This window comes from Neobacillus sp. GCM10023253, assembly GCF_042653105.1.
In the GTDB taxonomy this organism is placed as follows: Bacteria; Bacillota; Bacilli; order Bacillales; family Cytobacillaceae; genus Neobacillus; species Neobacillus citreus.
The window spans coordinates 592,631-614,104 of the sequence record NZ_JBHSHV010000012.1; the positions used below are offsets into that span (position 1 = coordinate 592,631).

Annotated in this window: 24 protein-coding genes and 1 other RNA gene; 7 read left to right on the forward strand and 18 right to left on the reverse strand. The window is 40.9% G+C overall.

Going from position 1 to position 21,474, the window contains the following annotated elements:
- Positions 1–5 precede the first annotated feature (5 nt).
- Together ACFPA1_RS17070 and dnaE are read right to left on the reverse strand one after the other, a co-directional pair.
- A complete protein-coding gene (locus ACFPA1_RS17070; RefSeq protein ID WP_213144622.1) occupies positions 6–1,244 on the reverse strand; it encodes an NAD(P)-dependent malic enzyme in 1,239 nt (412 codons plus the stop codon).
- Between the two features lie 115 nt (positions 1,245–1,359).
- Positions 1,360–4,725 (reverse strand): DNA polymerase III subunit alpha, encoded by a 3,366-nt coding sequence (gene dnaE / locus ACFPA1_RS17075; RefSeq protein ID WP_378584288.1) that lies wholly within the window; start codon positions 4,723–4,725, stop codon positions 1,360–1,362.
- A 160-nt stretch (positions 4,726–4,885) separates the two neighbouring features.
- On the opposite strand from dnaE, the gene ACFPA1_RS17080 reads away from it, so the two are divergent.
- On the forward strand, positions 4,886–5,224 hold the full coding sequence (locus ACFPA1_RS17080; protein WP_213144620.1) for a YtrH family sporulation protein: 339 nt from the start codon (positions 4,886–4,888) through the stop codon (positions 5,222–5,224).
- Positions 5,221–5,724, forward strand: a complete 504-nt coding sequence (ytrI, locus tag ACFPA1_RS17085) for a sporulation membrane protein YtrI (protein WP_213119916.1) — start codon at positions 5,221–5,223, stop codon at positions 5,722–5,724. Before ACFPA1_RS17080 ends, ytrI begins: the two co-directional genes overlap by 4 nt.
- 143 nt (positions 5,725–5,867) lie before the next feature.
- On the opposite strand, the gene ACFPA1_RS17090 is transcribed toward ytrI, so the two are convergent.
- Complete coding sequence (locus ACFPA1_RS17090; protein ID WP_378584290.1) at positions 5,868–6,800, reverse strand: DHH family phosphoesterase; 933 nt, start codon at positions 6,798–6,800, stop codon at positions 5,868–5,870.
- Positions 6,801–6,898: 98 nt separating this feature from the next.
- Here ACFPA1_RS17090 and ACFPA1_RS17095 point away from each other — a divergent pair, with 98 nt between their 5' ends.
- The gene (locus ACFPA1_RS17095; protein ID WP_378584292.1) at positions 6,899–7,207 is read left to right on the forward strand and encodes a YtpI family protein; all 309 of its coding nucleotides are present in this window, start codon (positions 6,899–6,901) and stop codon (positions 7,205–7,207) included.
- A 49-nt stretch (positions 7,208–7,256) separates the two neighbouring features.
- Here ACFPA1_RS17095 and ACFPA1_RS17100 read toward each other — a convergent pair whose 3' ends face one another.
- The 3 genes from ACFPA1_RS17100 to ACFPA1_RS17110 all read right to left on the reverse strand — a co-directional run bounded on the left by ACFPA1_RS17100 (position 7,257) and on the right by ACFPA1_RS17110 (position 9,672).
- Positions 7,257–8,573 carry a CBS domain-containing protein gene (locus tag ACFPA1_RS17100; RefSeq protein ID WP_213144617.1) on the reverse strand — a complete coding sequence of 439 codons (1,317 nt, stop codon included), beginning with the start codon at positions 8,571–8,573 and terminating at the stop codon, positions 7,257–7,259.
- Positions 8,574–8,692: 119 nt separating this feature from the next.
- Positions 8,693–8,929, reverse strand: coding sequence for a hypothetical protein (locus ACFPA1_RS17105; protein ID WP_213144616.1), 237 nt, complete (start codon positions 8,927–8,929; stop codon positions 8,693–8,695).
- Between the two features lie 62 nt (positions 8,930–8,991).
- Complete coding sequence (locus ACFPA1_RS17110) at positions 8,992–9,672, reverse strand: metal-dependent hydrolase (RefSeq protein WP_378584295.1); 681 nt, start codon at positions 9,670–9,672, stop codon at positions 8,992–8,994.
- 177 nt (positions 9,673–9,849) lie between these two features.
- Between ACFPA1_RS17110 and ACFPA1_RS17115 the strand changes: the two genes are divergently transcribed.
- Together ACFPA1_RS17115 and ssrS are read left to right on the forward strand one after the other, a co-directional pair.
- Positions 9,850–10,947 (forward strand): M24 family metallopeptidase, encoded by a 1,098-nt coding sequence (locus ACFPA1_RS17115; RefSeq protein WP_378584297.1) that lies wholly within the window; start codon positions 9,850–9,852, stop codon positions 10,945–10,947.
- A 55-nt stretch (positions 10,948–11,002) separates the two neighbouring features.
- A non-coding RNA gene (ssrS, locus tag ACFPA1_RS17120) (6S RNA) lies at positions 11,003–11,199 on the forward strand.
- A 97-nt stretch (positions 11,200–11,296) separates the two neighbouring features.
- Here the strand turns inward: ssrS and ald are convergent.
- The 3 genes from ald to ACFPA1_RS17135 form a co-directional block, all read right to left on the reverse strand.
- On the reverse strand, positions 11,297–12,415 hold the full coding sequence (gene ald / locus ACFPA1_RS17125) for an alanine dehydrogenase (RefSeq protein WP_378584299.1): 1,119 nt from the start codon (positions 12,413–12,415) through the stop codon (positions 11,297–11,299).
- Positions 12,416–12,566: 151 nt separating this feature from the next.
- The gene (locus ACFPA1_RS17130; RefSeq protein ID WP_378584301.1) at positions 12,567–12,725 is read right to left on the reverse strand and encodes a hypothetical protein; all 159 of its coding nucleotides are present in this window, start codon (positions 12,723–12,725) and stop codon (positions 12,567–12,569) included.
- Positions 12,726–12,886: 161 nt separating this feature from the next.
- Positions 12,887–13,045 (reverse strand): hypothetical protein, encoded by a 159-nt coding sequence (locus ACFPA1_RS17135; protein ID WP_378584303.1) that lies wholly within the window; start codon positions 13,043–13,045, stop codon positions 12,887–12,889.
- Between the two features lie 103 nt (positions 13,046–13,148).
- On the opposite strand from ACFPA1_RS17135, the gene ACFPA1_RS17140 reads away from it, so the two are divergent.
- Together ACFPA1_RS17140 and ACFPA1_RS17145 are read left to right on the forward strand one after the other, a co-directional pair.
- Positions 13,149–13,601, forward strand: coding sequence for a universal stress protein (locus ACFPA1_RS17140; protein WP_213144610.1), 453 nt, complete (start codon positions 13,149–13,151; stop codon positions 13,599–13,601).
- A gap of 117 nt (positions 13,602–13,718) precedes the next feature.
- Positions 13,719–14,033 (forward strand): hypothetical protein, encoded by a 315-nt coding sequence (locus ACFPA1_RS17145; RefSeq protein WP_213144609.1) that lies wholly within the window; start codon positions 13,719–13,721, stop codon positions 14,031–14,033.
- Positions 14,034–14,102: 69 nt separating this feature from the next.
- Here the strand turns inward: ACFPA1_RS17145 and ACFPA1_RS17150 are convergent, their stop codons facing one another.
- The 9 genes from ACFPA1_RS17150 to sppA form a co-directional block, all read right to left on the reverse strand.
- Complete coding sequence (locus tag ACFPA1_RS17150) at positions 14,103–14,615, reverse strand: MogA/MoaB family molybdenum cofactor biosynthesis protein (RefSeq protein WP_378584304.1); 513 nt, start codon at positions 14,613–14,615, stop codon at positions 14,103–14,105.
- On the reverse strand, positions 14,612–15,454 hold the full coding sequence (locus ACFPA1_RS17155) for an EcsC family protein (protein WP_213144607.1): 843 nt from the start codon (positions 15,452–15,454) through the stop codon (positions 14,612–14,614). The genes ACFPA1_RS17150 and ACFPA1_RS17155 overlap by 4 nt, the downstream gene beginning before the upstream one ends.
- 106 nt (positions 15,455–15,560) lie before the next feature.
- Positions 15,561–16,754 (reverse strand): acetate kinase, encoded by a 1,194-nt coding sequence (locus ACFPA1_RS17160; protein ID WP_213144606.1) that lies wholly within the window; start codon positions 16,752–16,754, stop codon positions 15,561–15,563.
- A 202-nt stretch (positions 16,755–16,956) separates the two neighbouring features.
- The gene (locus ACFPA1_RS17165) at positions 16,957–17,940 is read right to left on the reverse strand and encodes a class I SAM-dependent methyltransferase (RefSeq protein WP_213144605.1); all 984 of its coding nucleotides are present in this window, start codon (positions 17,938–17,940) and stop codon (positions 16,957–16,959) included.
- A 52-nt stretch (positions 17,941–17,992) separates the two neighbouring features.
- Positions 17,993–18,493 carry a thiol peroxidase gene (gene tpx / locus ACFPA1_RS17170; protein WP_213119901.1) on the reverse strand — a complete coding sequence of 167 codons (501 nt, stop codon included), beginning with the start codon at positions 18,491–18,493 and terminating at the stop codon, positions 17,993–17,995.
- A gap of 194 nt (positions 18,494–18,687) precedes the next feature.
- Positions 18,688–19,167, reverse strand: a complete 480-nt coding sequence (gene ytfJ / locus ACFPA1_RS17175) for a GerW family sporulation protein (protein WP_213144604.1) — start codon at positions 19,165–19,167, stop codon at positions 18,688–18,690.
- Positions 19,168–19,184: 17 nt separating this feature from the next.
- Positions 19,185–19,880: a DUF2953 domain-containing protein gene (locus ACFPA1_RS17180; protein ID WP_378584306.1), complete on the reverse strand. Its 696-nt coding sequence runs from the start codon at positions 19,878–19,880 to the stop codon at positions 19,185–19,187.
- A 70-nt stretch (positions 19,881–19,950) separates the two neighbouring features.
- Positions 19,951–20,388, reverse strand: coding sequence for an RDD family protein (locus ACFPA1_RS17185; protein ID WP_378584307.1), 438 nt, complete (start codon positions 20,386–20,388; stop codon positions 19,951–19,953).
- Between the two features lie 11 nt (positions 20,389–20,399).
- The gene (gene sppA, locus ACFPA1_RS17190) at positions 20,400–21,410 is read right to left on the reverse strand and encodes a signal peptide peptidase SppA (protein ID WP_213144602.1); all 1,011 of its coding nucleotides are present in this window, start codon (positions 21,408–21,410) and stop codon (positions 20,400–20,402) included.
- Between the last annotated feature and the right edge of the window lie 64 nt (positions 21,411–21,474).

Consider the following 21,474-nt stretch of genomic DNA (forward strand, 5'->3'; position numbering starts at 1 on the left):
AAGAATCACTCACTTTTGCCAATTAGAGCGAGCCTTTTTGTTTTTTCCTTTATATCTTCAGGATCTACTTTTATCCGTGCTACACCTGTTTCCATGGCAGCTTTTGCTACCGCAGCAGCAACATTTGGAGCAACCCGCGGGTCAAATGGCCCCGGAATGACATAATCTGCATTGATTTCCTCTTCCTTAATCAAACCGGCAATGGCTTCAACTGCAGCAATTTTCATTTTTTCATTAATATGGGTAGCCCGAACATCAAGTGCTCCGCGGAAAATCCCAGGGAATGCAAGAACATTGTTTACCTGATTTGGAAAATCAGATCGTCCTGTTCCCACAACTTTTGCCCCTGCTTCTTTCGCTTCATCAGGCATAATTTCCGGTACTGGATTTGCCATCGCAAAAATAATCGGGTCAGTATTCATGGATGCAACCATTTCTTTCGTTAACGAACCCGCAGCGGAAACACCAATGAATACATCGGCACCCTTAATTACATCCTTCAGGCTTCCTGCCAAGCTGTCACGGTTCGTATACTTCGCCACTTCAGCCTTCACATTGTTCATGCCTTCCGGACGACCTTCATATATCGCACCTTTAGTGTCACACATGATGATATCTCTTACACCATAGCTAAATAATAATTTTATAATGGCAATCCCTGCTGCTCCTGCACCGTTAGCCACGACTTTAATTTCCGTCATTTTCTTGCCTGTCAGCTTTAAAGCATTGACAAGGCCTGCTACGGTTACTATAGCTGTTCCATGCTGGTCATCATGGAACACTGGAATATTCGCTTCCTTCTTTAATCTTTCCTCAATGACAAAGCAGTTTGGGGCGGCAATATCTTCAAGATTTACCCCGCCAAAGGTAGGTTCTAAAAGCTTAACAGTCTCAACAATTTTGTCTACATCGGTAGTATTTAAACAAATTGGAAAGGCATCGACGCCGGCAAAGCTCTTAAACAAGACCGCTTTACCCTCCATAACTGGCAGCGCTGCTTCAGGGCCAATATTGCCAAGTCCAAGTACGGCTGTTCCGTCAGAAACAACTGCAACCATATTCCCTTTCATTGTATAGTCGTAGACAGTTTCCGGTTTTTCATAAATATCCTTACAAGGTTCTGCTACCCCTGGAGAATAGGCTAAGCTTAAATCCTGTGCATTTCTTACTGGCACCTTCGATTTCGACTCTAATTTCCCTTTATTAATTCGATGCATATGTAATGCTTCTTCTCTTAAAGTCAAGACTGTCACCCCGCAAATGAATAAAAAAATAAAATAAATTCCCCGTTTTAACATTGGTGGTCAGACCACACATGTCTCCTTACCACTATAACATATCTTCCAAAGTTGTAAAGATTTAATCTTTCAAGACTACGTTATGACCACCCAATAAATCCTTTAAGGATTGGATGATTTCCGGATGGGGGTTAATATTTTTTTCCGCGCCTAACCTTACTGTTTTCTTTGTGGTGTCATAATGCAGGACTACCGTTGCATTCCCCTTATTGCTACTTAGAAGCATGTTTAATTCTTGGAGAGTCCTTTCATCTTCCTTGTCATGGGTGATTTTTAAATACAGCACAGTCTGTCTGACTGCATGCGCATCCAGCCATTTCTCGATTTCTGTAACTTGTTGAATAATCAATTGCCGCTTTCCATCACGTTCTTCGACTTTCCCTTCAAGCAGAGCAAAGCATCCTTCCCCTAAGTATTGGGAATATTTTCGGTATGCATCAGGAAAAACGACTGCCTCCATTTCACCGGTTGGATCGCTTATAGTTAAAAAGGCCATTGATTCCCCTTTTTTCGTCCGGATTGATTTTTTGGATGTAATGTAGACTCCTGCTTGCGCCTTCCTGATCTGGCTATTTAATTGAAATAAGGCTTGAGCACCTGCCCGTCTAAGCTTTTTTTCAAAAATGGAGATTGGGTGATTGGAAAGATATAAACCAAGCGCCTCTTTTTCATAGGAAAGCTTTATTTGTTGGGTCATTTCATCAACCTGCACATATTTCGGTTTCGGAATCAGTTCATCCTCGAACATATCAATTTGATTTGTGTCATCCGTTTTAAATATTTGCGCATGCTCGATCGCAACATCCAGACTGGCCAAGAGGACGGCTCGGTCCTCCCCGAATTCATCAAAACTGCCGGAATGGACTAGATATTCAAGTGTTTTACGATTGATTGCCTTTCCCGATACCCTGATACAAAACTCAAATAAATCGCTAAACTTCTTTCGTTTTCTCGCTTGAAAAATTTCCTTCAAAGCAGCCGCTCCAACCCCGCGGATGGCACCCAGACTATAGCGGATTTTTCCTTTCTCCACTTGAAATAAATAACTGCTCAAATTAATGGAAGGAGACAGGATATCAATTTCCTTTTGTTTTGCTTCTAAAATATACTGGCCGATTTTCGCCTCGTTTCCAATGGCGGAGGTAAGCAGGCCAGCCATAAAGTGAACCGGATAATTGGCTTTTAAAAAGGCGAGCTGATAGGCAATTAAGCTATAAGCCACGGCATGACTGCGATTAAACCCATAATTGGCGAATCGGACAATCAAATCATATATTTCATTCGCCAAGGTTTCGCTGTATCCCTTCTTCAGCGCGCCTTGGACAAAATGCTGACGCTCTTTATCCAACACTTCTTTTTGTTTCTTCCCAACCGCTCTTCTTAACAGATCTGCTTCACCAAGGGAAAATCCTGCCATGATGGAAGCAATCTGCATAATTTGTTCTTGATAGACAATGACGCCGTACGTATTCTCAAGGATTGCCTGAAGGTCAGGATGCGGATAATCAATTTTCTGCAGGCCATGCTTCCTGTCAATAAAAAGCGGGATATTTTCCATCGGACCCGGCCTGTACAAAGCGTTGACAGCGACAATATCCTCAAAACGAGTCGGCTTCAGGCGTGTTAACACCTTCCTCATTCCCTCTGATTCAAGCTGAAAAATACCTGTTGTTTCGCCTTGAGCTAATAGATTGAAGGTTTTTGCATCATCAAGCGGTATAGAGCCAATATCCAATCTCCTTCCTGTGTGGCGATAGATGGAAGACAGAATCGTTTCAATTAACGATAAATTTCTAAGCCCCAAGAAGTCCATTTTGAGCAGTCCCAGTTCCTCTAAGTATTCCATAGAAAACTGGGTTAAAAAAATCCCACCTGATCCTTGCTGAATCGGAATTAAGTCGATTAACGGCTTCTCACTGATGACAACACCTGCAGCGTGCGTTGAGGTGTGACGGGGCAGCCCTTCCAGTTTCAGCGCTGTATTAAACAATCGGCTATTTAAAGGAGTCTCCTGGATGAACTTCCGTAAACCTTCCGATTCCTTATAGGCATCCTTTAAGGTTAGACCCGGGCGAGAAGGAATAAGCCTTGACATATAATCCAACTCTTTCGTATTAAGACCGAACACCCTTCCGACATCCCTTAAGGCCGCTTTCGCAGCAAGTGTACCAAATGTAGCAATTTGCGCAACATGCAGCTCACCATATTTTTGTGCCACATATTCAATGACCTCATCCCGGCGATGGTCGGGGAAATCGATATCAATATCAGGCATGGAAATCCGTTCAGGGTTTAAAAATCTCTCAAACAACAGATGATGCTCAAGCGGGTCAACATCGGTTATGTATAACACATAGGCGACTAGGGACCCAGCAGCAGACCCCCTGCCCGGTCCGGTTAAAATCCCCTTTTCCCGTGCGTATCTCATAAAATCCCAAACAATTAAAAAATAATTGCTGAACTGCATCCGCTTAATTACATTCAATTCATAAGCCAAGCGGTCCAAGTACTCCGTTGATGGTTCCTCCGAAATTCTTTCCTTTAAACCTTTTTGACAAAGTTTTTCCAGATATTCTTCCGCCGGCATGCCGTTTTCCGTTGGAAAGGATGGCAGGTACGTTTTGTCTAAATTTATGTTTATATTACAACGTTCAGCAATCCTAAGCGTATTTTCCAGCGCCTCCGGGACATCCGCAAAGCACTCAGCCATTTCAGCGGAACTTTTTAAATAGAATTGGTCACTGCCCAGCTGCTGACGATGATCGTCCTGCAATTTGTCACCATTTTTAATGGCTAACAGGCATTCATGAGCAAACATATCTTCTTTTTCCAAATAATAAACTTGATTGGTGGCCGCGAGCGGGATATTCCATTCTTTTGAAAGCCTGAGGAGCGGTTCTCTAAGTGTTTTTTCCTGTTCAAGCTGATGGTCTTGAAGGGCAAGATAAAAATTGCCGCGGCCAAAAATACCAGAAAGTTCAAGAGCAAGATCTTTGGCCAAAGCTACTTCGTTTGTTAATAAAGCCTGCTCAATTTCCCCTTCTATTCCCGGTGTAATGGCAATGAGCCCCTTAGAATAAGCCTTGAGCCATTTGTGAGGAAGTCCATTTTCAGCCTTTGTTTGCACGGCACTGGATATTTTTAATAGATTCTTATAGCCTTCGTCATTTTCCGCTAACAACACAAGCGGATATGTTCCTTCTTCCATCCGTTCACTTTCGATATCCACCGTCAGTCCGATAATCGGTTTTATTTGTTGTTTTTTGCAAAGCTTATAAAATTCAATCGTTCCGTACATAACATTCCGGTCGGTTAATGCCAGCGTCCGAAATCCTTTGCTTCGGGCATTCTCCACTAAATCGGATACAGACGCCGTGCTGGTCAATAAACTATAGGCACTATATACATGAAGGTGAATAAAAGACATCCGGTCGCACCTCTCATTCTACTTTTATCTTACTTCCATTATAAAACTTGATATGAAAAAAAGAAAATATGTTCTATTTTTCACTGCCAACTCATATTAAATTGCACTTGTCCATATAAATGTATAAAGATCATTTGGCTAGACAAAGGCGGTTGAAGGAATGAAAGAACTTGGTTTTTTTCCAGCTTTTATCGAAAGCTATTTTATTGCGTTAGGAGTTGTGCTGGGAGGTTCGCTTATTGGGGGGATTGCCTCCTTTATAACTGGACAGCCTCCATTAACAACGGTTTACCGATTATCATCCGCCCTTAGAATTTGGGCGATTGTTGCGGCGATAGGAGGAACTTTTGATACGGTTTATACATTTGAACGCGGTTTTTTAAACGCGGATACGAAAGACCTATTTAAACAATTTCTATTAATTCTTTCGGCCTTGGGCGGTGCCCAGACAGGTGCACTGATTATTAACTGGCTGACCCAGGAGCATATTTCGTCATGAGAATTCCGCCTTATTACCGCAGACCTTCGTGGCAGCGTTTTATTTCCGGAATGGCCGTCGGCGGTGCCATCAGCTGGTGCATATTTTTATATATTTATGGAGTTTTTCAAGAGGACAATGCAAAATTAATCAGAAAGCAGCAGAAGGATATAGCAGAGTTAAAAGACGACGTTAAAATTTGGCAACAAGATTACGCTGAATTGAATAATAAAAATTTAGGAAAAATTACGATTGAAAAAATAAATATCCGAATAACCAACTGGGAGAAATATAAATTAGATCAGTTCAGTGTTTTTCAAACAGAAGAAGCCGTCAGAGATGATATCAAAATCGTACTGGCAAAAGATTTGGAAACAGTCGCTAAAAGCAAAGACATGCTGAAAAAAATCATTGAAAACAAACCATATGAATTAAACGAAAAGCGCTATCGCCTTAAGGTAAAGGAAATGGTTATTTATACCACCCTGACCATTCAATTGGAAATGGAATTTGCTGAATGAAAACTCGTCGATTGGCGAGTCCGATAGGACGGTTCATGAGACGTAGTTGAATTCATGCGTTAGGAAAGTATAAATTTGTGAAAATTTATACTTTCCTATTAGCTGAATAAAGAAACGGCCGCATCTGGCCGTTTCTTTGCGTATTATTTACAAACTGCATGTAGTTCTCTAAGTACATTATCTACTTCATCCCAAGAATAGATGGAGGCACCTGCTGCTAACGGGTGACCTCCTCCGTTAAACTTCCTGGCGACCACATTGATGACCGGTCCCTTTGAACGAAGCCGCACCCTTATTTGGTCACTTTCCTCAATGAAGAAAACCCATGCTTTAATCCCTTTTACATCCCCTAAGGTACTGACTAACAATGACGCTTCTGCAGGTCTTGCTTGGTATTCCTCAAGCAGTTCCTTTGTCAGTCTAACCGCTGCAACGCCGTTTTCTTGCATATCAAAGTTCTGCAATATGTAGCCATTTAACTTAATTATATTTGGTTCTAGTTCATACATTCTGTCAAACAACTCCGTACGCGAGAAATTAAAGTGGATCAACTCTCCCGCATAGGCAAATGTCTTGTCCGTTGTACTCGGAAACAGAAATCTTCCGGTATCCCCGACAATGCCGCCGAATAACAGTCTTGCTGCTTCATCATTTATTTTTAGCCCTTTTTCTTTTCCATCTAAATAAAATTCATAAATCATTTCGCTGCAGGAGCTTGCAGCGGTATCGACCCACAATAAATCGCCATACGGATCTTCATTTGGGTGATGATCGATTTTAATCAGCATATCCCCCTTAGTATAGCGTTTATCGTCAATCCTTTCTTGATTGGCCGTATCGCAGACTATCACCAGTGCGCCCTCATAAACTTCGTCTGCGACTTCATCCAGCCTTCTCATAAAGTGGAGGGTCGGCTCCTCCTGCCCTACCGCATAAATATTCTTTTCCGGAAACGACGCCTTTAAGATAGCTGCCAATCCGCCCTGTGAACCATAGGCATCAGGATCAGGACGAACGTGGCGATGGATAATAATCGTGTCATATTGTTTGATTGTTTCCAGTATTTTCTCTTTCATATATTCTCCTTTTCAACCATCCTTTTATGAACATTGTAGCATTTTCCTTCAAATACAGGTAAAATATTAGGTGATTTTTAAAATTGGAGGAACATTAGATGCTAGGTTTGGTTTTTCTTATCGTTATTTTATTTGCTTTTTATTTATTTTATAAAACAAAATACATCCGGAGCAACCGTCCTGTCGAAAAGAAATGGCTTTCTGCTAAGTCCAATATTGCCCTCGGGCTTTTTGTCCTTATGTTTGGGATTAATACCATCTTTCTTTCCACCTCAACTGCGGCTTATATCGTTGCAGCCATATTCATTATATATGGAGTCTTATTTAGTGGGGTAGGATTCAAAAAATATAAGCATTACCATCGGTTTGCCATTGAAGAAGCTGAAATGCTTGAGGCAGAAAAGTAACATAATTATAGCCGCTCCCTGAATACGAAGGAAGCGGCTATTTGCCATGTTATCTGTCAATCAATTGGCACATCATCATTGCTTTTCCGACAAGAACGCCTTCATTAAATACTTCCACGTCTACCTTTCCAAACTTTCGCCCTACTTCCAGCACTCTAGGATAGATTTCCAATGTGCTTTCCATTTGAACCGGTTTAATAAAGTAAATTGTCATATTTTCGACGACAAGATCGCCTTTTTTATAGCTTTTCAGCACTCGGTTGGCGGCATCGGAGACGATTGTCGTAAATACACCATAGGAAATGGTCCCAAGGTGATTTGTCATTTGCGGGGTCACTTCACAGGTAAAAGCATCTTCTCCTTTATCTTTCCCCTGTAAAATTCCTATCTGATTGGTGACAATATCATCAAGAGTTACCCCCACCTGCGGCTGCCGCTGGTTCATTTGCAGTGCCTTCAGGACATCCTGCCTGCTGATCAGCCCGTCTAAGTGATTGGAGTCGTCCGCTACAGGAAGTACTTCAATACCTTCCCAGACCATCATATGCGCTGTTGAAGCAATACTTGTTTTACCGTTTACAGTCATAGGCTGCCTTGTCATTATTTTTTCAATCGTTATATCCATATCCTGACCCAAAACATCTTTGCTTGTTACCATCCCCTGGATTCTCATGTTATGGTCAACAACAGGATAGCGGCTATGTGTTGTTTGCTGGTTTAATTCATGCCATCTTGAAACCTTATCGGTTGTTTTTAAATAATAAGTCTCCGATAAGGGTGTTAAGATATCTTCTACTAAAATAATTTCTTTTTTAATTAATTGGTCGTAAATCGCCCGATTTATCATCGTAGCGACAGTAAAAGTGTCGTAGCTTGAAGAGATAACCGGAAGCTCAAGTTCGTCTGCTAGTCGTTTAACTTGCTCCTCCGTGTCAAAGCCTCCGGTAACGAGTACGGCTGCTCCAGCTTTCAACGCAAGCTCATGGGCCTGTGTCCGATTTCCGACGATTAACAGATTTCCTGCCTCAGTGTAGCGCATCATGGCTTCCAATTTCATAGCACCGATCACAAATTTATTGAGCGTTTTATGCAGTCCCGTTCTTCCGCCCAATACTTGACCGTCGACAATGTTAACCACTTCCGCAAAGGTAAGCTTCTCAATATTTTCCTTTTTCTTCCGTTCAATCCGAATCGTGCCAACCCGTTCTATCGTACTGACGTAGCCTTTATTCTCGGCTTCTTTAATGGCACGATAGGCAGTTCCTTCGCTGACACTCATTGCTTTGGCAATTTGCCTGACAGAGATTTTCTCCCCGATCGGCAGTCCATCAATATATTCTAAAATTTGTTCATGCTTTGTCGCCAAGACCTTCACCCTTTATAATCAAATTCCAATCTATCCGTATCCGAAAATGTCTCCAATTTCATTATAGAGTTAAAAAAGCCTTGATTCAATGCGGATTCTCTAAATAGAAATCCCGCTCCTTAATGAAAAGAGCGGGATTTCTTCTTTAATTGCCCCAATTGCTGCTTTGAGATTTGCTTTTTTGGTGTATAAAGAAGAGCGGTAAGATTTCCGGCAATGACCATTAGAGCAAATCCTAGCCAAGCGATTGAAAAAATTCCTTGCGTCCCCTCAGCCGTTACCGAAAGTCTAGGAACCGCAAAATACAGCATAAGTGCTGCAAGTAAAATACATAGTAAATATCTATTCTTTTTCATCTTCCTTCCTCCTTAACAGACTGCTTGTTTTATTTTTATGCTATAAGGAGGAAAAAAAGTAGTTAAATTTCGATTGCTTCACCCGGGTTTAACACTTTTCCGTTTTTCTCTTCAAGTAATTCAATGAATCGATTAGGATCCTGCTTGATTGGCGGGAATGTATTGTAGTGAATTGGCACCACTGTTTTTGCCTGCAATAGCTTAGCCGCATAGGCAGCATCCTCTGGCCCCATTGTAAAATTATCGCCAATTGGAAGGAAGGCCACATCAATTGGATGACGTTCGCCAATCAACTTCATGTCGGAAAACAATCCAGTATCGCCTGCATGGTAAATGGTTTTGCCTTCACTGCTAAATAAAACCCCTGTCGGCATGCCGCAATAAATGATTTCATTGTTGTGTGTTGCGTAGCCTGAACCATGAAAGGCCTGGGTCAGTTTAACTGTTCCAAAATCAAAATGACACGCGCCGCCGATATTCATTCCATGTGTTTCAACGCCCTGCCAGCTAAGATATGTAGTCAGATCGGCATTAGCAACAACAAGCGATCCGCATCTTTTCGCGATTGCCACAGTATCACCGACATGGTCATTATGCCCATGCGTTAAAACAATCACATCTGCATGTACTTCCTCGGCCTTTAAATCTGTTAAGCTATTTCCTGTAATAAACGGATCAATTAAAATCGTTTTTCCATTAGTGTTAATTTGGACGACAGAATGACCGTGATAAGAAATTTTCATTTACATTACCCCTTTCAAAAACTATATTAACTACTTCCATAAAAGTTTCGGAAATCCTTCCACAATATACCCATATCAATCCTGTTTTAGCACATCATAAAATCAGATAGTTTACATTTTATTTTTCTATTGATACTCTCAAATAGAAAATGCTTTTAAAAAGGGAGGACCCTGATAATGAATCAACGAATTGAAAAGCTGCAAAGCTGGATGAAGGAAAATGATATTCATGTAAGCTTTGTTACTTCATCTGAAAATGTATTTTACTTAAGCGGCTACTATACAGACCCGCATGAACGATTGCTTGCTCTTGCTGTCTTTCAAGAAGAAGAGCCGTTTTTGGTTTGTCCGGAAATGGAGATTTACAATGCAAAAAATGCTGGCTGGCAACATGAAATCATTGGCTTTAACGACATTGTCAATCCATGGGATATGATTGTAAATGCGATTAAGAAGCGCGGAATTACTGTTGGAAAAGCTGCAATCGAAAAAGAACACATGAATGTGGAACGCTATGAACAGCTTACGGAATTATTCCCAAATGCAGCGTTCATTTCTGCTGAAGAAAAATTAAGACTTCTCCGCATGATTAAGGATGCAGAAGAATTAAAATCAATTGAAGAGGCGTGCGCCCTTGCAGATTACGCTGTTCAGTTTGGCGCCAGTGAAATTAAAGAAGGGAAAACCGAGCTTGATGTTCTTAACGCCCTTGAATACGCACTAAAGCAAAAAGGCGTAACAGAAATGTCGTTTTCAACTATGGTGTTAACTGGTGCAAACGCCGCCTCTCCACACGGCAATCCAGGCATGACCAGAATTAAAAAAGGCGATTTCATCTTATTTGATTTGGGTGTAATCGTCGACCGCTATTGTTCTGATATTACAAGAACAGTTGCTTACGGGGATATTAACGATAAGCAAAAGGAAATCTATGATACGGTATTAAAAGCCCAGTTAGCCGCATTAGAGGCAAGCAAGCCAGGTGTAACAGCAGCGGAAGTTGATTTGACTGCCAGAAGAATCATCGGGGATGCAGGCTATGGAGAATATTTTCCACATCGGCTTGGCCATGGACTGGGAATTAGCATCCATGAATATCCTTCCATAAAGGAAACAAACCAGCTTGTTCTTCAAGAAGGGATGGTATACACTATTGAACCGGGCATCTACGTTCCTGGTGTTGCAGGCGTACGCATTGAAGATGATGTGTATATTACAGCCGATGGAGCGAGAGCATTAACAAAATTCCCGAAAGAGTTACAAATAATAAAGTAACCTGTTTGGATTTTTTTAACATTGAACTATAGATTGATTTGATGTAACATACAAATACAGGCTGCGTTGTACGTAACAATAATAAAGTTTTAACCTTTAAGCTGTTATAGGGAGTTTAAACATCGAAGCTGGAATGACAAGCCTCTGTCTATATGACGTGGAGGACACGCAGAAAAGCTTCTGAAAACACCCACTTTGAGGAGTGGTGGTTTAAAACTTTCTTATATGAGGTACGGCAAATGCGGCTTCTTAATTTGGGTCTTTCTCACCAGCTTTCATATGAAGCTGGTTTTATTTTTTTAATACAAAAGGGAGAACCGCTTTGGCGGCCTCCCTTTTTTCCTGTTCCTTACTGACCAAGTAAGCCTTTTGCTTCTCTGTATTCCAGTCCTTGAGCCTCCGCAACCGCCTTATAGGTTACATAGCCGTCTAGTGTATTGATACCTTTTAATAATGCTTCATTTTCTAAACAGGCCTGCCGGTAGCCTTTATTGGCAATCTGAACGGCATAAGGAACGGTTACATTTGTTAAAGCAATGGTCGAAGTTCTTGGAACAGCTCCCGGCATGTTGGCAACAGCATAATGGACAACACCATGTTTAATATAGGTCGGGTTATCGTGGGTGGTGATTTTGTCGGTTGTTTCAAAAATCCCGCCTTGATCGATCGCGATGTCCACCACAACACTCCCAGGTTTCATTGTCTTAATCATTTCTTCCGTTACCAGCCTCGGGGCTCTCGCACCGGGTATTAATACCGCCCCAATTACTAAATCCGATTCCTTTACTGCTTCAGCAATATTATAAGGGTTTGACATTAACGTTGTGACTTCTGAGCCAAAAATATCATCTAATTGGCGAAGGCGGTCTGGATTCAAATCAATGATTGTCACTTTTGCTCCCAAACCAATTGCCATTTTGGCCGCATTTGTCCCCGCGACACCTCCGCCAATAATTGTCACCGTTCCTCTTTGCACACCAGGCACACCTGAGAGGAGGATTCCCTTGCCTCCATATACCTTTTCCAAAAATTGCGCACCAACTTGGGCCGCCATTCTTCCTGCAACCTCACTCATTGGTGTTAACAATGGAAGGCTTCCGTTTGGAAGCTGGACCGTTTCATACGCGATACCAACCACTTTGTTTTCGATTAAAGCCTTTGTTAATTCGGGTTCAGGCGCTAGATGCAAATATGTAAATAGGATCAGACCTTCCCGAAAATATTTATATTCACTTGGAATTGGTTCTTTCACCTTCATAACCATGTCCATTGACCAAGCTTTGTCTGCAGATTCAGTTAATTTAGCCCCAGCCGCCAAATAATCATCATCGATGAATCCAGACCCCATTCCGGCTCCTTTTTCAATGTAAACCTCATGGCCGTAGTTTACCAAATTGCTTACTCCTGCTGGAGTCATGGCCACACGATTTTCATTGTTTTTCACTTCTTTAGGTACTCCAATTCGCATTTTCCATACCTCCAAATCTATTTGTTAAGATTCCCTGCCCTATTCGGCAAGGCATTCATATTTTAATAGTAATAGCCAGACGGATATCCATAGTATGGGTATCCATAACCGTATCCATACGGGGATAACAAGGCTCCTGCGGCTAACCCTGTTAAGAACGGGCCGCCAAAACGCCGTAATGGCCATAGCCACCATGATGAAATCCTCCGTGCCCAAACCCATGGTGAATTCTCGGGTCACTTGGGTCTGTTATATGATGGTTTATATCTACTATGGTATGACTGGGCATAATATTCATGACGTGATACAAGTTGCTTCTCTCCCCATTTTTAAATTTGTTTCTCATGATTCACTAAAGAATATGCGTACGCGGAGGGAAATTCTTGGGTAAATGCCCTTTACGGAAGAATTTCATAGACTAATGCACAAATAATAAGGGCTGTTCATTGAACAGCCCCCTCCCCCATTTTCCTATTCCTCAACTGCTGAAAAATCTCCATTTGTCGCTATTGCCGTTCCTTCGCCAATAAAACCGCTGTTATAAGAATTCATAATTTGTTCACTTACCTCAATTGCCCCATTTTCATCAAACTCAAATGAATATTGCTTATTCGGATCAAATTTAGTCATTTACCCCACCCCTTTTTATGTTAGTTACTTCATTATTGTTCGAAAAATTGCAACAGTTATTCGTTGTTAAATATTGTATAATCAAGGTGAGGAGATGATAATCATGGGACTTAAATATCAACATATTTTAGTCGCGATAGATGGATCGAAGGAAGCAGATTGGGCTTTTAAAAAGGGGATTGAAGTCGCAAAAAGGAACAATTCCAGCCTTCTATTAGTTCATGTCATTGATACTAGATCATTTGCCTTAATTGAAGCCTATGACACGGTTGTTGGAGAAAGAGCAGAGAAACTAGCCAAGGATATGCTTGAAAACTACCAAAAGCAGGCAGAGGATGCCGGTCTCTCTAATGTTCAGTATGAAATTGATTTCGGTTCTCCTAAAGTAAGAATTCCGAGGGATTTGGCTAAGAAGCATAATGTAGATTTAATTATTTGCGGTGCAACCGGAATGAATATGGTGGAAAGATTCTTTATTGGCAGCGTTTCAGAACATATTACCCGCTACGCGCCATGTGATGTTCTCATCGTCCGTACCTCAAAAGATATAGAATAAAGACATACTGCACGAAGCTAGATAGGCTTCGTGCTTTATTTTGAACTTTTTTGCGTGAATGCACCATAGATGTGTAGTAAAATGAAATCAACCTATAATTGATTTTTGGAGGCTTCTATGAAAGAGGACTTTACATTCGACTCACGTCTTGGCATTTATATACCTGATTTACGAGCGGATTGGAATCAGTACAGCAAAGCAAATCAAGAAGCTATTCTCTATCATTGGGAACGGATACGAGGCTCGATTCCCGACCGAATTGCGGACCTGGAACATGAAATCAATCATAAACAAGCACAGCTTTCAGATGAAAATGACTTCCCCCGCTCTTGTCAATTAAACACAGAAATTTCCGAATTGGCTTCCATCATCAATGATTTATGGCTCTGGTACCGGGCAGACCAAAGAGTTTCAGGAAAAGTTCACCAATAAAAAGATAAGGGCCATAACCTCACTGCTACGTAGTATTAAAGCAGTGCTGGGTAATGGCCCCTTATCATCCTATAAATCTTTTTTTATTTCTTTTACGACATGGCCGATTTCGGGCAAGATTAGTTTGTTCATAGCAAGTTTTACAGCGCCAGTGGAGCCTGGTGTTGAGAAAACAGCTTTATTTTTAATAACGCCTGCAACTGCCCTTGAAAGTATGGCCGCAGAACCAATATCCTCTTGATAGCTCAGGATGCGAAAGATTTCACCGAATCCAGTCATTTCCTTTTCAAGCAGACTTTGAACCGTTTCAATTGTTACATCCCGTTTGGCAATACCTGTTCCGCCATTTGTCAGGATCACATCAATATCCTCACGCTCACAGCCTTTCAGTATTTCCTCCTGAATGGGCAGAGCCTCATCCTTTACAATACAGTAGTCAACAACCTTGTGGCCTGCTTCTTCAAGCAAATCAATCATCAATCTGCCGCTTTTATCCGTCTCTTTGTCACGTGTATCACTAACTGTAATCACTTTACAATTCACTTGAATCTGGGCCGATTTTCTATGTTCTTGAATACTCATTCGCCAAACTCCTCTTTTTCTTTTAAATAACGAAGCTGATAATATTTCTGTGCCAGTTCCGTCACCTTCCTCGTCAGTTGATAATTGGCGCCTGCTCCAATTGCCATACTGATTAGCGGAACCCCTTGAACAAGTTTTTTTCTGAATAATGTAATGATCACGGCTTTAAACAGCTGCTGAAGTGGCTGCTCAAGCCAAGTGATATCTGTTATCTCTTCTGTTCCCTCATAAAAATAAGGATTTTCATTCTGCTCCAATTCAGCCATTAAAGTGGCCCAGCCATCTTTTTTCATTCTTGGTGGCAGCGTCGCTGTATGAAATACCTTTAAAGAAGTCATCAATTCATAGGGAGTGTTGACTTCAAAACCATAGGACATGGCAATTAATTGAACAACTCTTAAATTAATTACTGCAATGGCTGGAATATCCGTCCCGAGCAAAAGTTTCCCGCCGGTGCCTGCCAAACCACCCTGGATAAACGAATATAGCCGGTGTTTGGCAATTTGCTGTTCAGCTATGTATTGCAATTGATTGAAATCCAATTGCCTTAGGTCTTCTATTTTTTCGGTGTCCTTGTTAAAAATTCTCGCGGAGGTGATGATTCTATCCTTTGCATCCATTTGAAGCTGTGAGCCTTGGATAATTCCGTGCAAATGAAACAGCCAGCTGTCTAGACCTGAAAAAAACTGCCTTTGAAGATTCTCTGGTATCATAGAGAAGGACCGTTCCAAATATTTTTCATAGGTTAGTTGAAAGTCGTTTGCTTCATAGCTTAATAAGTTTTTTTCCCATTGCCGGATTTCGGCTAATTTTTTTCTTTCCTGGTCTGTTAATGGCATGCTTCCATCCCACCCTTTGAAAGCCTTTTTTATTCAGTATATCATATTAAAATTCAATGATAAAAAGGCAAAAGCCGCATTATTTTAGCCTTTGCCTTTTTATGAATTAATGAGATGCTGCTAAACGCTGCACGTCCCTAGCTATCATAACTTCTTCGTTAGTTGGGATGACCAATACTTTAACCGGTGAATGCGGATAGTTGATAAACGCCTCTTTGCCTCTAACCTTGTTAAGTGCAGGGTCCCAGTAAACTCCCATAAACTCCAGACCTTTTAAAACATTTTCACGAATTACATCGCTATTTTCTCCGATACCCGCTGTAAAAATAATCGCATCGACACCGTACATACGGGCTGCATAGGAGCCTAGGTATTTATGAATTCGATTTGAAAACACGTTCAACGCAAGCTTCGCCCGTTCATTTCCTTGCTTTGCCTCGATTTCTATATCGCGGAGGTCACTCGAAAAACCGGACACGGCCAGCATTCCACTCTTTTTATTTAATACATCCAATACTTCTTCAGCTGTTTTCCCTGTTTTCTCCATGATATACGGAATAAGAGCAGGGTCAATATTTCCTGAGCGGGTCCCCATCGTAACACCGGCAAGCGGTGTAAAGCCCATGGAGGTATCAATCGACTTACCTCCTTGAATAGCTGTAATACTTGCCCCATTTCCCAAGTGGCAGGAAATTAACCGCAGTTGTTCAATCGGACGGCCCAATAATTCAGCAGCCCGTTGTGAAACATATTTATGGCTGGTTCCATGGAACCCATACTTACGGATGCCATATTTTTTGTAATATTCATATGGCAGACTATAAAGGTAAGAGCTCGCAGGCATGGTTTGGTGAAATGCGGTATCAAACACCGCCACTGCGGGAACATTTGGAAGCGCCTGTTTGAATGCCTTAATTCCGGTAACATTCGCCGGATTGTGTAATGGAGCGAGTTCCGATAATGCTTCTATTTTATTTAATACCTCGTCTGTAATGATAACAGAATCGTTAAATTCTTCTCCACCATGGACGACGCGGTGGCCAATTCCCTCGATTTCGTTTAAGGATTGGATAATACCAAGTGATGTCAGTTTATCTAACAGCATTTTAACTGCTACTTCATGATTCGGGATATCAAGTGTCTCTTGAATTTTTTCACCATTAGCAGTGATATTGAAAATGGAATCATTCAATCCGATTCTTTCAATTAACCCTTTTGTAATGACTTCCTCTTCCGGCATTTCAAATAATTGAAATTTTAAAGAGGAACTACCTGCATTTATTGCGATTATTTTTGCCATTTGCTAAACGCTCCTTTTTTAAACCGATCTATATACATATACCCCTTTTATTTTGTGCAAACCGTTCTTGTTTATCTCCCTCAATTTCACATTTAAACACTGAAGAACATACATTTCAAGGTCAATTTCAAGTGGCAGCGTTTTCGGAAAATAATAATTATATTCTCATTTTTCTTAAAATAAAAAAAGGTGACTTTTAACGTCACCCTTTGTTTTCCTGGAACCATCTTTCGATGTTCACTAAAATTTTATCCATTTCCTGCCGATTGGATAGACTTGGAAGGTTGACAAGCAACGCCTGTTTTGGCGGCTTTATCTCCTCGCCTTTTTTCTGCACAATCAAAATGCTTTTCGCGGAATTTTTATCACGGAACATGCTGTTCGGCAGCTGCATAAGCCCTTGAATGATTACCTCTTCCTTTAAATACTCATGGAGTTGTCCAGCTTGGGGGCTCTCAAAAAGACCATTAGGGATCAGGAAGAATAAATAGCCCCCCGGTTTCGTATGGCGGACGCTTTGCTCAATAAACAAATGATGCGAATAGGAATGACCCTCTTTCGCTTGTAGCTGGTAATCTGCTGCTCGAATATCATTTGGATAAAATCCAATCGGCAAATCCGCCACTACTGCATCAACTGATTCAATAAATAATGGTTCAAGGCTATCCTGATTAAAGAACTGGACCGGATTTTCTTGTAAATTTGCATTTACATAAGCAAGCTTTATTAAAAGATCATCAATCTCTACCCCAACAGCCGCAATTTCTTTATGAACATGGTTTAGTATCGTCATTAATAAATTCCCGGTACCAACTGCAGGGTCAAGCAAACGGAAGGATGGTTTTTTAATAAAACGCTCAACCAAATACGCAATGAGCATCCCAACGGAATCAGGAGTCATTTGATGGTTGGGCTGAACATTTTCTTTCATGCCTTTTAAAATAACCAGCTGAAATGCCTTACGAATATCCTCATTTAAGTATTTCTCCAAATCTATCTCTTCATATTGCTTTTTCAATCTTTTTAGCGTTAATTCACTTAGTTCTTCCTGAAGGATAGACGCTTGGAAAAGATTCTCGCCGGTCTCCGCTAAAGCTTCCAAAAAAGAACAATCCAATTCTTCCTGTAAGACTAAAGCTGTTTCATTAAACATTGTAAACAATTTTTCAGTTGAAGAAATATTCATATTACACCTCACGATAAAAGGCCCCGCTGCCGCGGAGGCCTTCATTTAATTATTACTTAGCGCTTTTTGCTGCTTCAAGAGCCGCTTCGTAATTTGGATGATTCGTAGCTTCGCTTACATACTCAACATACGTTACTGTATCGCTTGAATCTACCACAAATACAGCACGAGTTAATAATCTTAAGCCTTCGATTGCTACTCCGTAAGCTTCTCCAAAAGAAAGGTCACGGTGGTCAGATAAGGTTTGGACATTTTCGATGCCAGCTGCTGCACACCAGCGTTTTTGAGCAAATGGAAGGTCCACGCTTACAGTTAAAATTTTAACATTACCTAAACTGTTTGCTTCTTCGTTAAAGCGGCGTGTTTCTGCATCACAAACCCCAGTATCCAATGATGGAACGGAAGTAATTAAACGAACCTGCCCCTTGGTGTTGTCTAAAGTAACTTCTGATAAGTCATTGGCAAGTACTGTGAAATTAGGAGCTTTGTCTCCTACTTTTACCTCATTGCCTAATAGAGTAACCGGATTTCCCTTAAATGTAACATTTGCCATCTTTACATCCTCCTTTGTCAGTTCAAGTAAATCAGGCACTAAAACCTGCTCACTTGGAATATGTACAGAGTAAATATATCCTTTCAATACTATTTTTGCAATTATTAAGACTTTTAGAAAGAACACATTTTTGGAGCCTCCATCATGAAAAAAGTTAACCTTCCTAAAGTGGTTTGGAAGATTAACCTTTCAACTTATATATCAAAATCATGTTTTGCCTGGTTGTTTTGATATTGCGGGCTGCTCTGCTGTTTTGCTTCATCTTTTTTCGCGAACATCTGCTGAATCTTGTCAACTGCCTGAGGGGCAAGCTCTAGGATTTTTTCATATAAGTGTGTGCTTTCATCTAAATGAAGCATCTTAACCCCTTGTGAATTGACAATTAAAAAGGCAATTGGGGTAATCGATACACCGGCACCACTACCGCCGCCAAATGGAAGCTTTATCCCGCCCTGGCTTTGGCCCCCTTGACCGCCTTGTCCTTGGCCTTGTGATGTATCCATTTTGAACTCGCTGCCTCCCGCTGCAAAACCAAAGCCTACCCTGGAAACAGTCAGGATGACACTTCCATCCGGAGTTTCAACAGGATCTCCGATGATGGTGTTTACATCAATCATTTCCTTTAAGCTTTCCATCGCTGTCGTCATTAAACCTTGAATTGGATGATCAGACATAGCAGTCTCCTCCTCTTTCAAATTGAATTGGTTCTATCATTTGAAAAATTAGATTTGTTTTTGAAAGGCGGTTTTCCCCCCTTCCAAAATTTAATCAGTTTTAATCCTGCCAAAATAGCATACCCGATTCGAAACTGAAAAATACATTGAAAATAAGTTTGGACTACGCTTCCTTGAAACTGGGGAGTTATGCTTAATTTTGGCGTTGTTTTTAGTTTTAAATATTGACTGATAACCCCGATAACCGATCCTTTCAAAGTCCAAAGAGCTCCTGTCAAAATAGCTGTTTGTGCTGCATCACCTATACCAATCATAGTCTGCCATTCAAATTCTTTAATACTTATTTTTCGTAAAAATTTCCTGATGATAATTTGGAGTCCCTTTACTTTTTTTAAGAGATCCTGGGTACGTTTCCAGTAGGACTTCACGTCTTTATTTGTAATCTGGGTCACATTCGGTTTGGAACTTTCGGCCTTTCCTGTTTCTGCGCTGCTTTTAACAACAATGCTCGGGGAATCTTCATCTACCTTGATTAATGGGATGCTTTTCTTATACCTAATAAGCCCAAACCAGATTCTAAACTCTACCTTTAAGTCATCATTATCATTGTGATGGAAATAAGTCAGCAGAATCGTCAGTTTAGTGAAAAGGATGAGAATAAATAAGAGCAAAAGAATTATCAGGGATGCCAACAGCCAGATCAACGTTTTCACAACCTTTCAACCTGCTATTATTTCCCATAGAAAAAAAAATAAACCTGCCGAAATGAATCGGCAGGCTGCATTATGATTCAGTATGAATAACGGTCGTATCAGTAAAAAGGTCGTGCAAACCTTGTTTTTTAGGTAAAAAGGCGACAATTATATAGCCGATAACGATAGTGGCAGAAATAAAGCGGCCAATCCATTCCCTAAACAAAACTGTCCCCCATGTAAGCCTTTCCTGATCAAGGTTTATGACTTTCAGTCCAAATACCATTTTTCCGAGCGTTTGGTTAAAAAACTTGGTCATCAATACAAAATATAAGTAAAAGATTACGGCTGATGATATAGAAACAGGTGAAAACATATTAAATTCAGATAAAGATATATCCAATAAGCGGAAAAGAGGATTAATTAATATTCGCTCTATACTGCCTACAACGATCAAATCGAGCAGAAATGCCCAAAAGCGCATCCAAAAACCTGCGTATCGAACAGGCCTTACTTCATTCGTGTCCATCTGCTTTCCCCCTATTCCGCATATAGATACATAAGACGCGGTGAATTTGGTTTGGAAAGGATTTTCATCAAACCGGCCATTTCCGCACTGTTGCCTAGCCATTTTTGAGCTTGAAATTGAAACATGGAGGCAAAGCCAAGGTCATCCGTATAACGGACTACTTTTGCACCTTTTAGCTTTTCATTTTTCTTCATATCCGAAATAACATCATCTAGGTATCCAAACCCATCAATCAGCTTCAATTCCTTCGCCTGATGTCCGTCGTAAACACGGCCATCAGCAATCTGTTTAACCTGGTCGATCGTCATCCCCCTGCCATCTGAAATGACTTTAACAAATCCGTCATAAGAGTTATCAATCATCTTTTGTAGGATTTGCCGCTCTTCCTCGGTCATTTCTCTTGTCGGACTCATAATATCCTTATACTTACCGCTCTTTATCGTGACAAAATCAACGCCGTATTTATCTGCCAGCCCCTTATAATTGATTCCTTCCATGATTACCCCAAGGCTCCCTGTCAAAGTCTCAGGACTCGCATAGATCTTCTTAGCAGCGGTTGAAATATAATAGCCTCCTGAAGCGGCCATGGAGCCCATTGAAATATATACCGGCTTTTTCGTTTCTTTCTGAATTTCCTTTAGCTTATCGTGAATTTCCGCACTTTCAACGACCCCGCCACCTGGAGAGTTAACCCTGATAATGACCCCCTTGACGGAATCATCCTCTTTAATATGGTTCAGTTTTTTCATAAAGCCCTGATGATTATAGCCAGAGCTTTGCAAGAGCGAGCCCGTTTCTCCTGTGTCCTGAATGACCCCATCTACATCGAGGATGACTATCTTTTTTAATTCGCTTCCATCATCCACAACTTCTTCCGTAAAGGGTTCTTCCCCTGCGGCCATCAATTCACTAAAATCTGTTTTGATACCTTTAAAAGCAAATGCTGATAAAAAGTTAATTAGAATTGAAAAAATAAATAATGCCGCAGCAATTCCAAGTGCGGCCCAGCGTTTACCACTCATAAATATCCCCCTTTTTAACGATTCTGTTAAATTTCCCTAGCTGTTCTCATATTGTTTCAAAAAA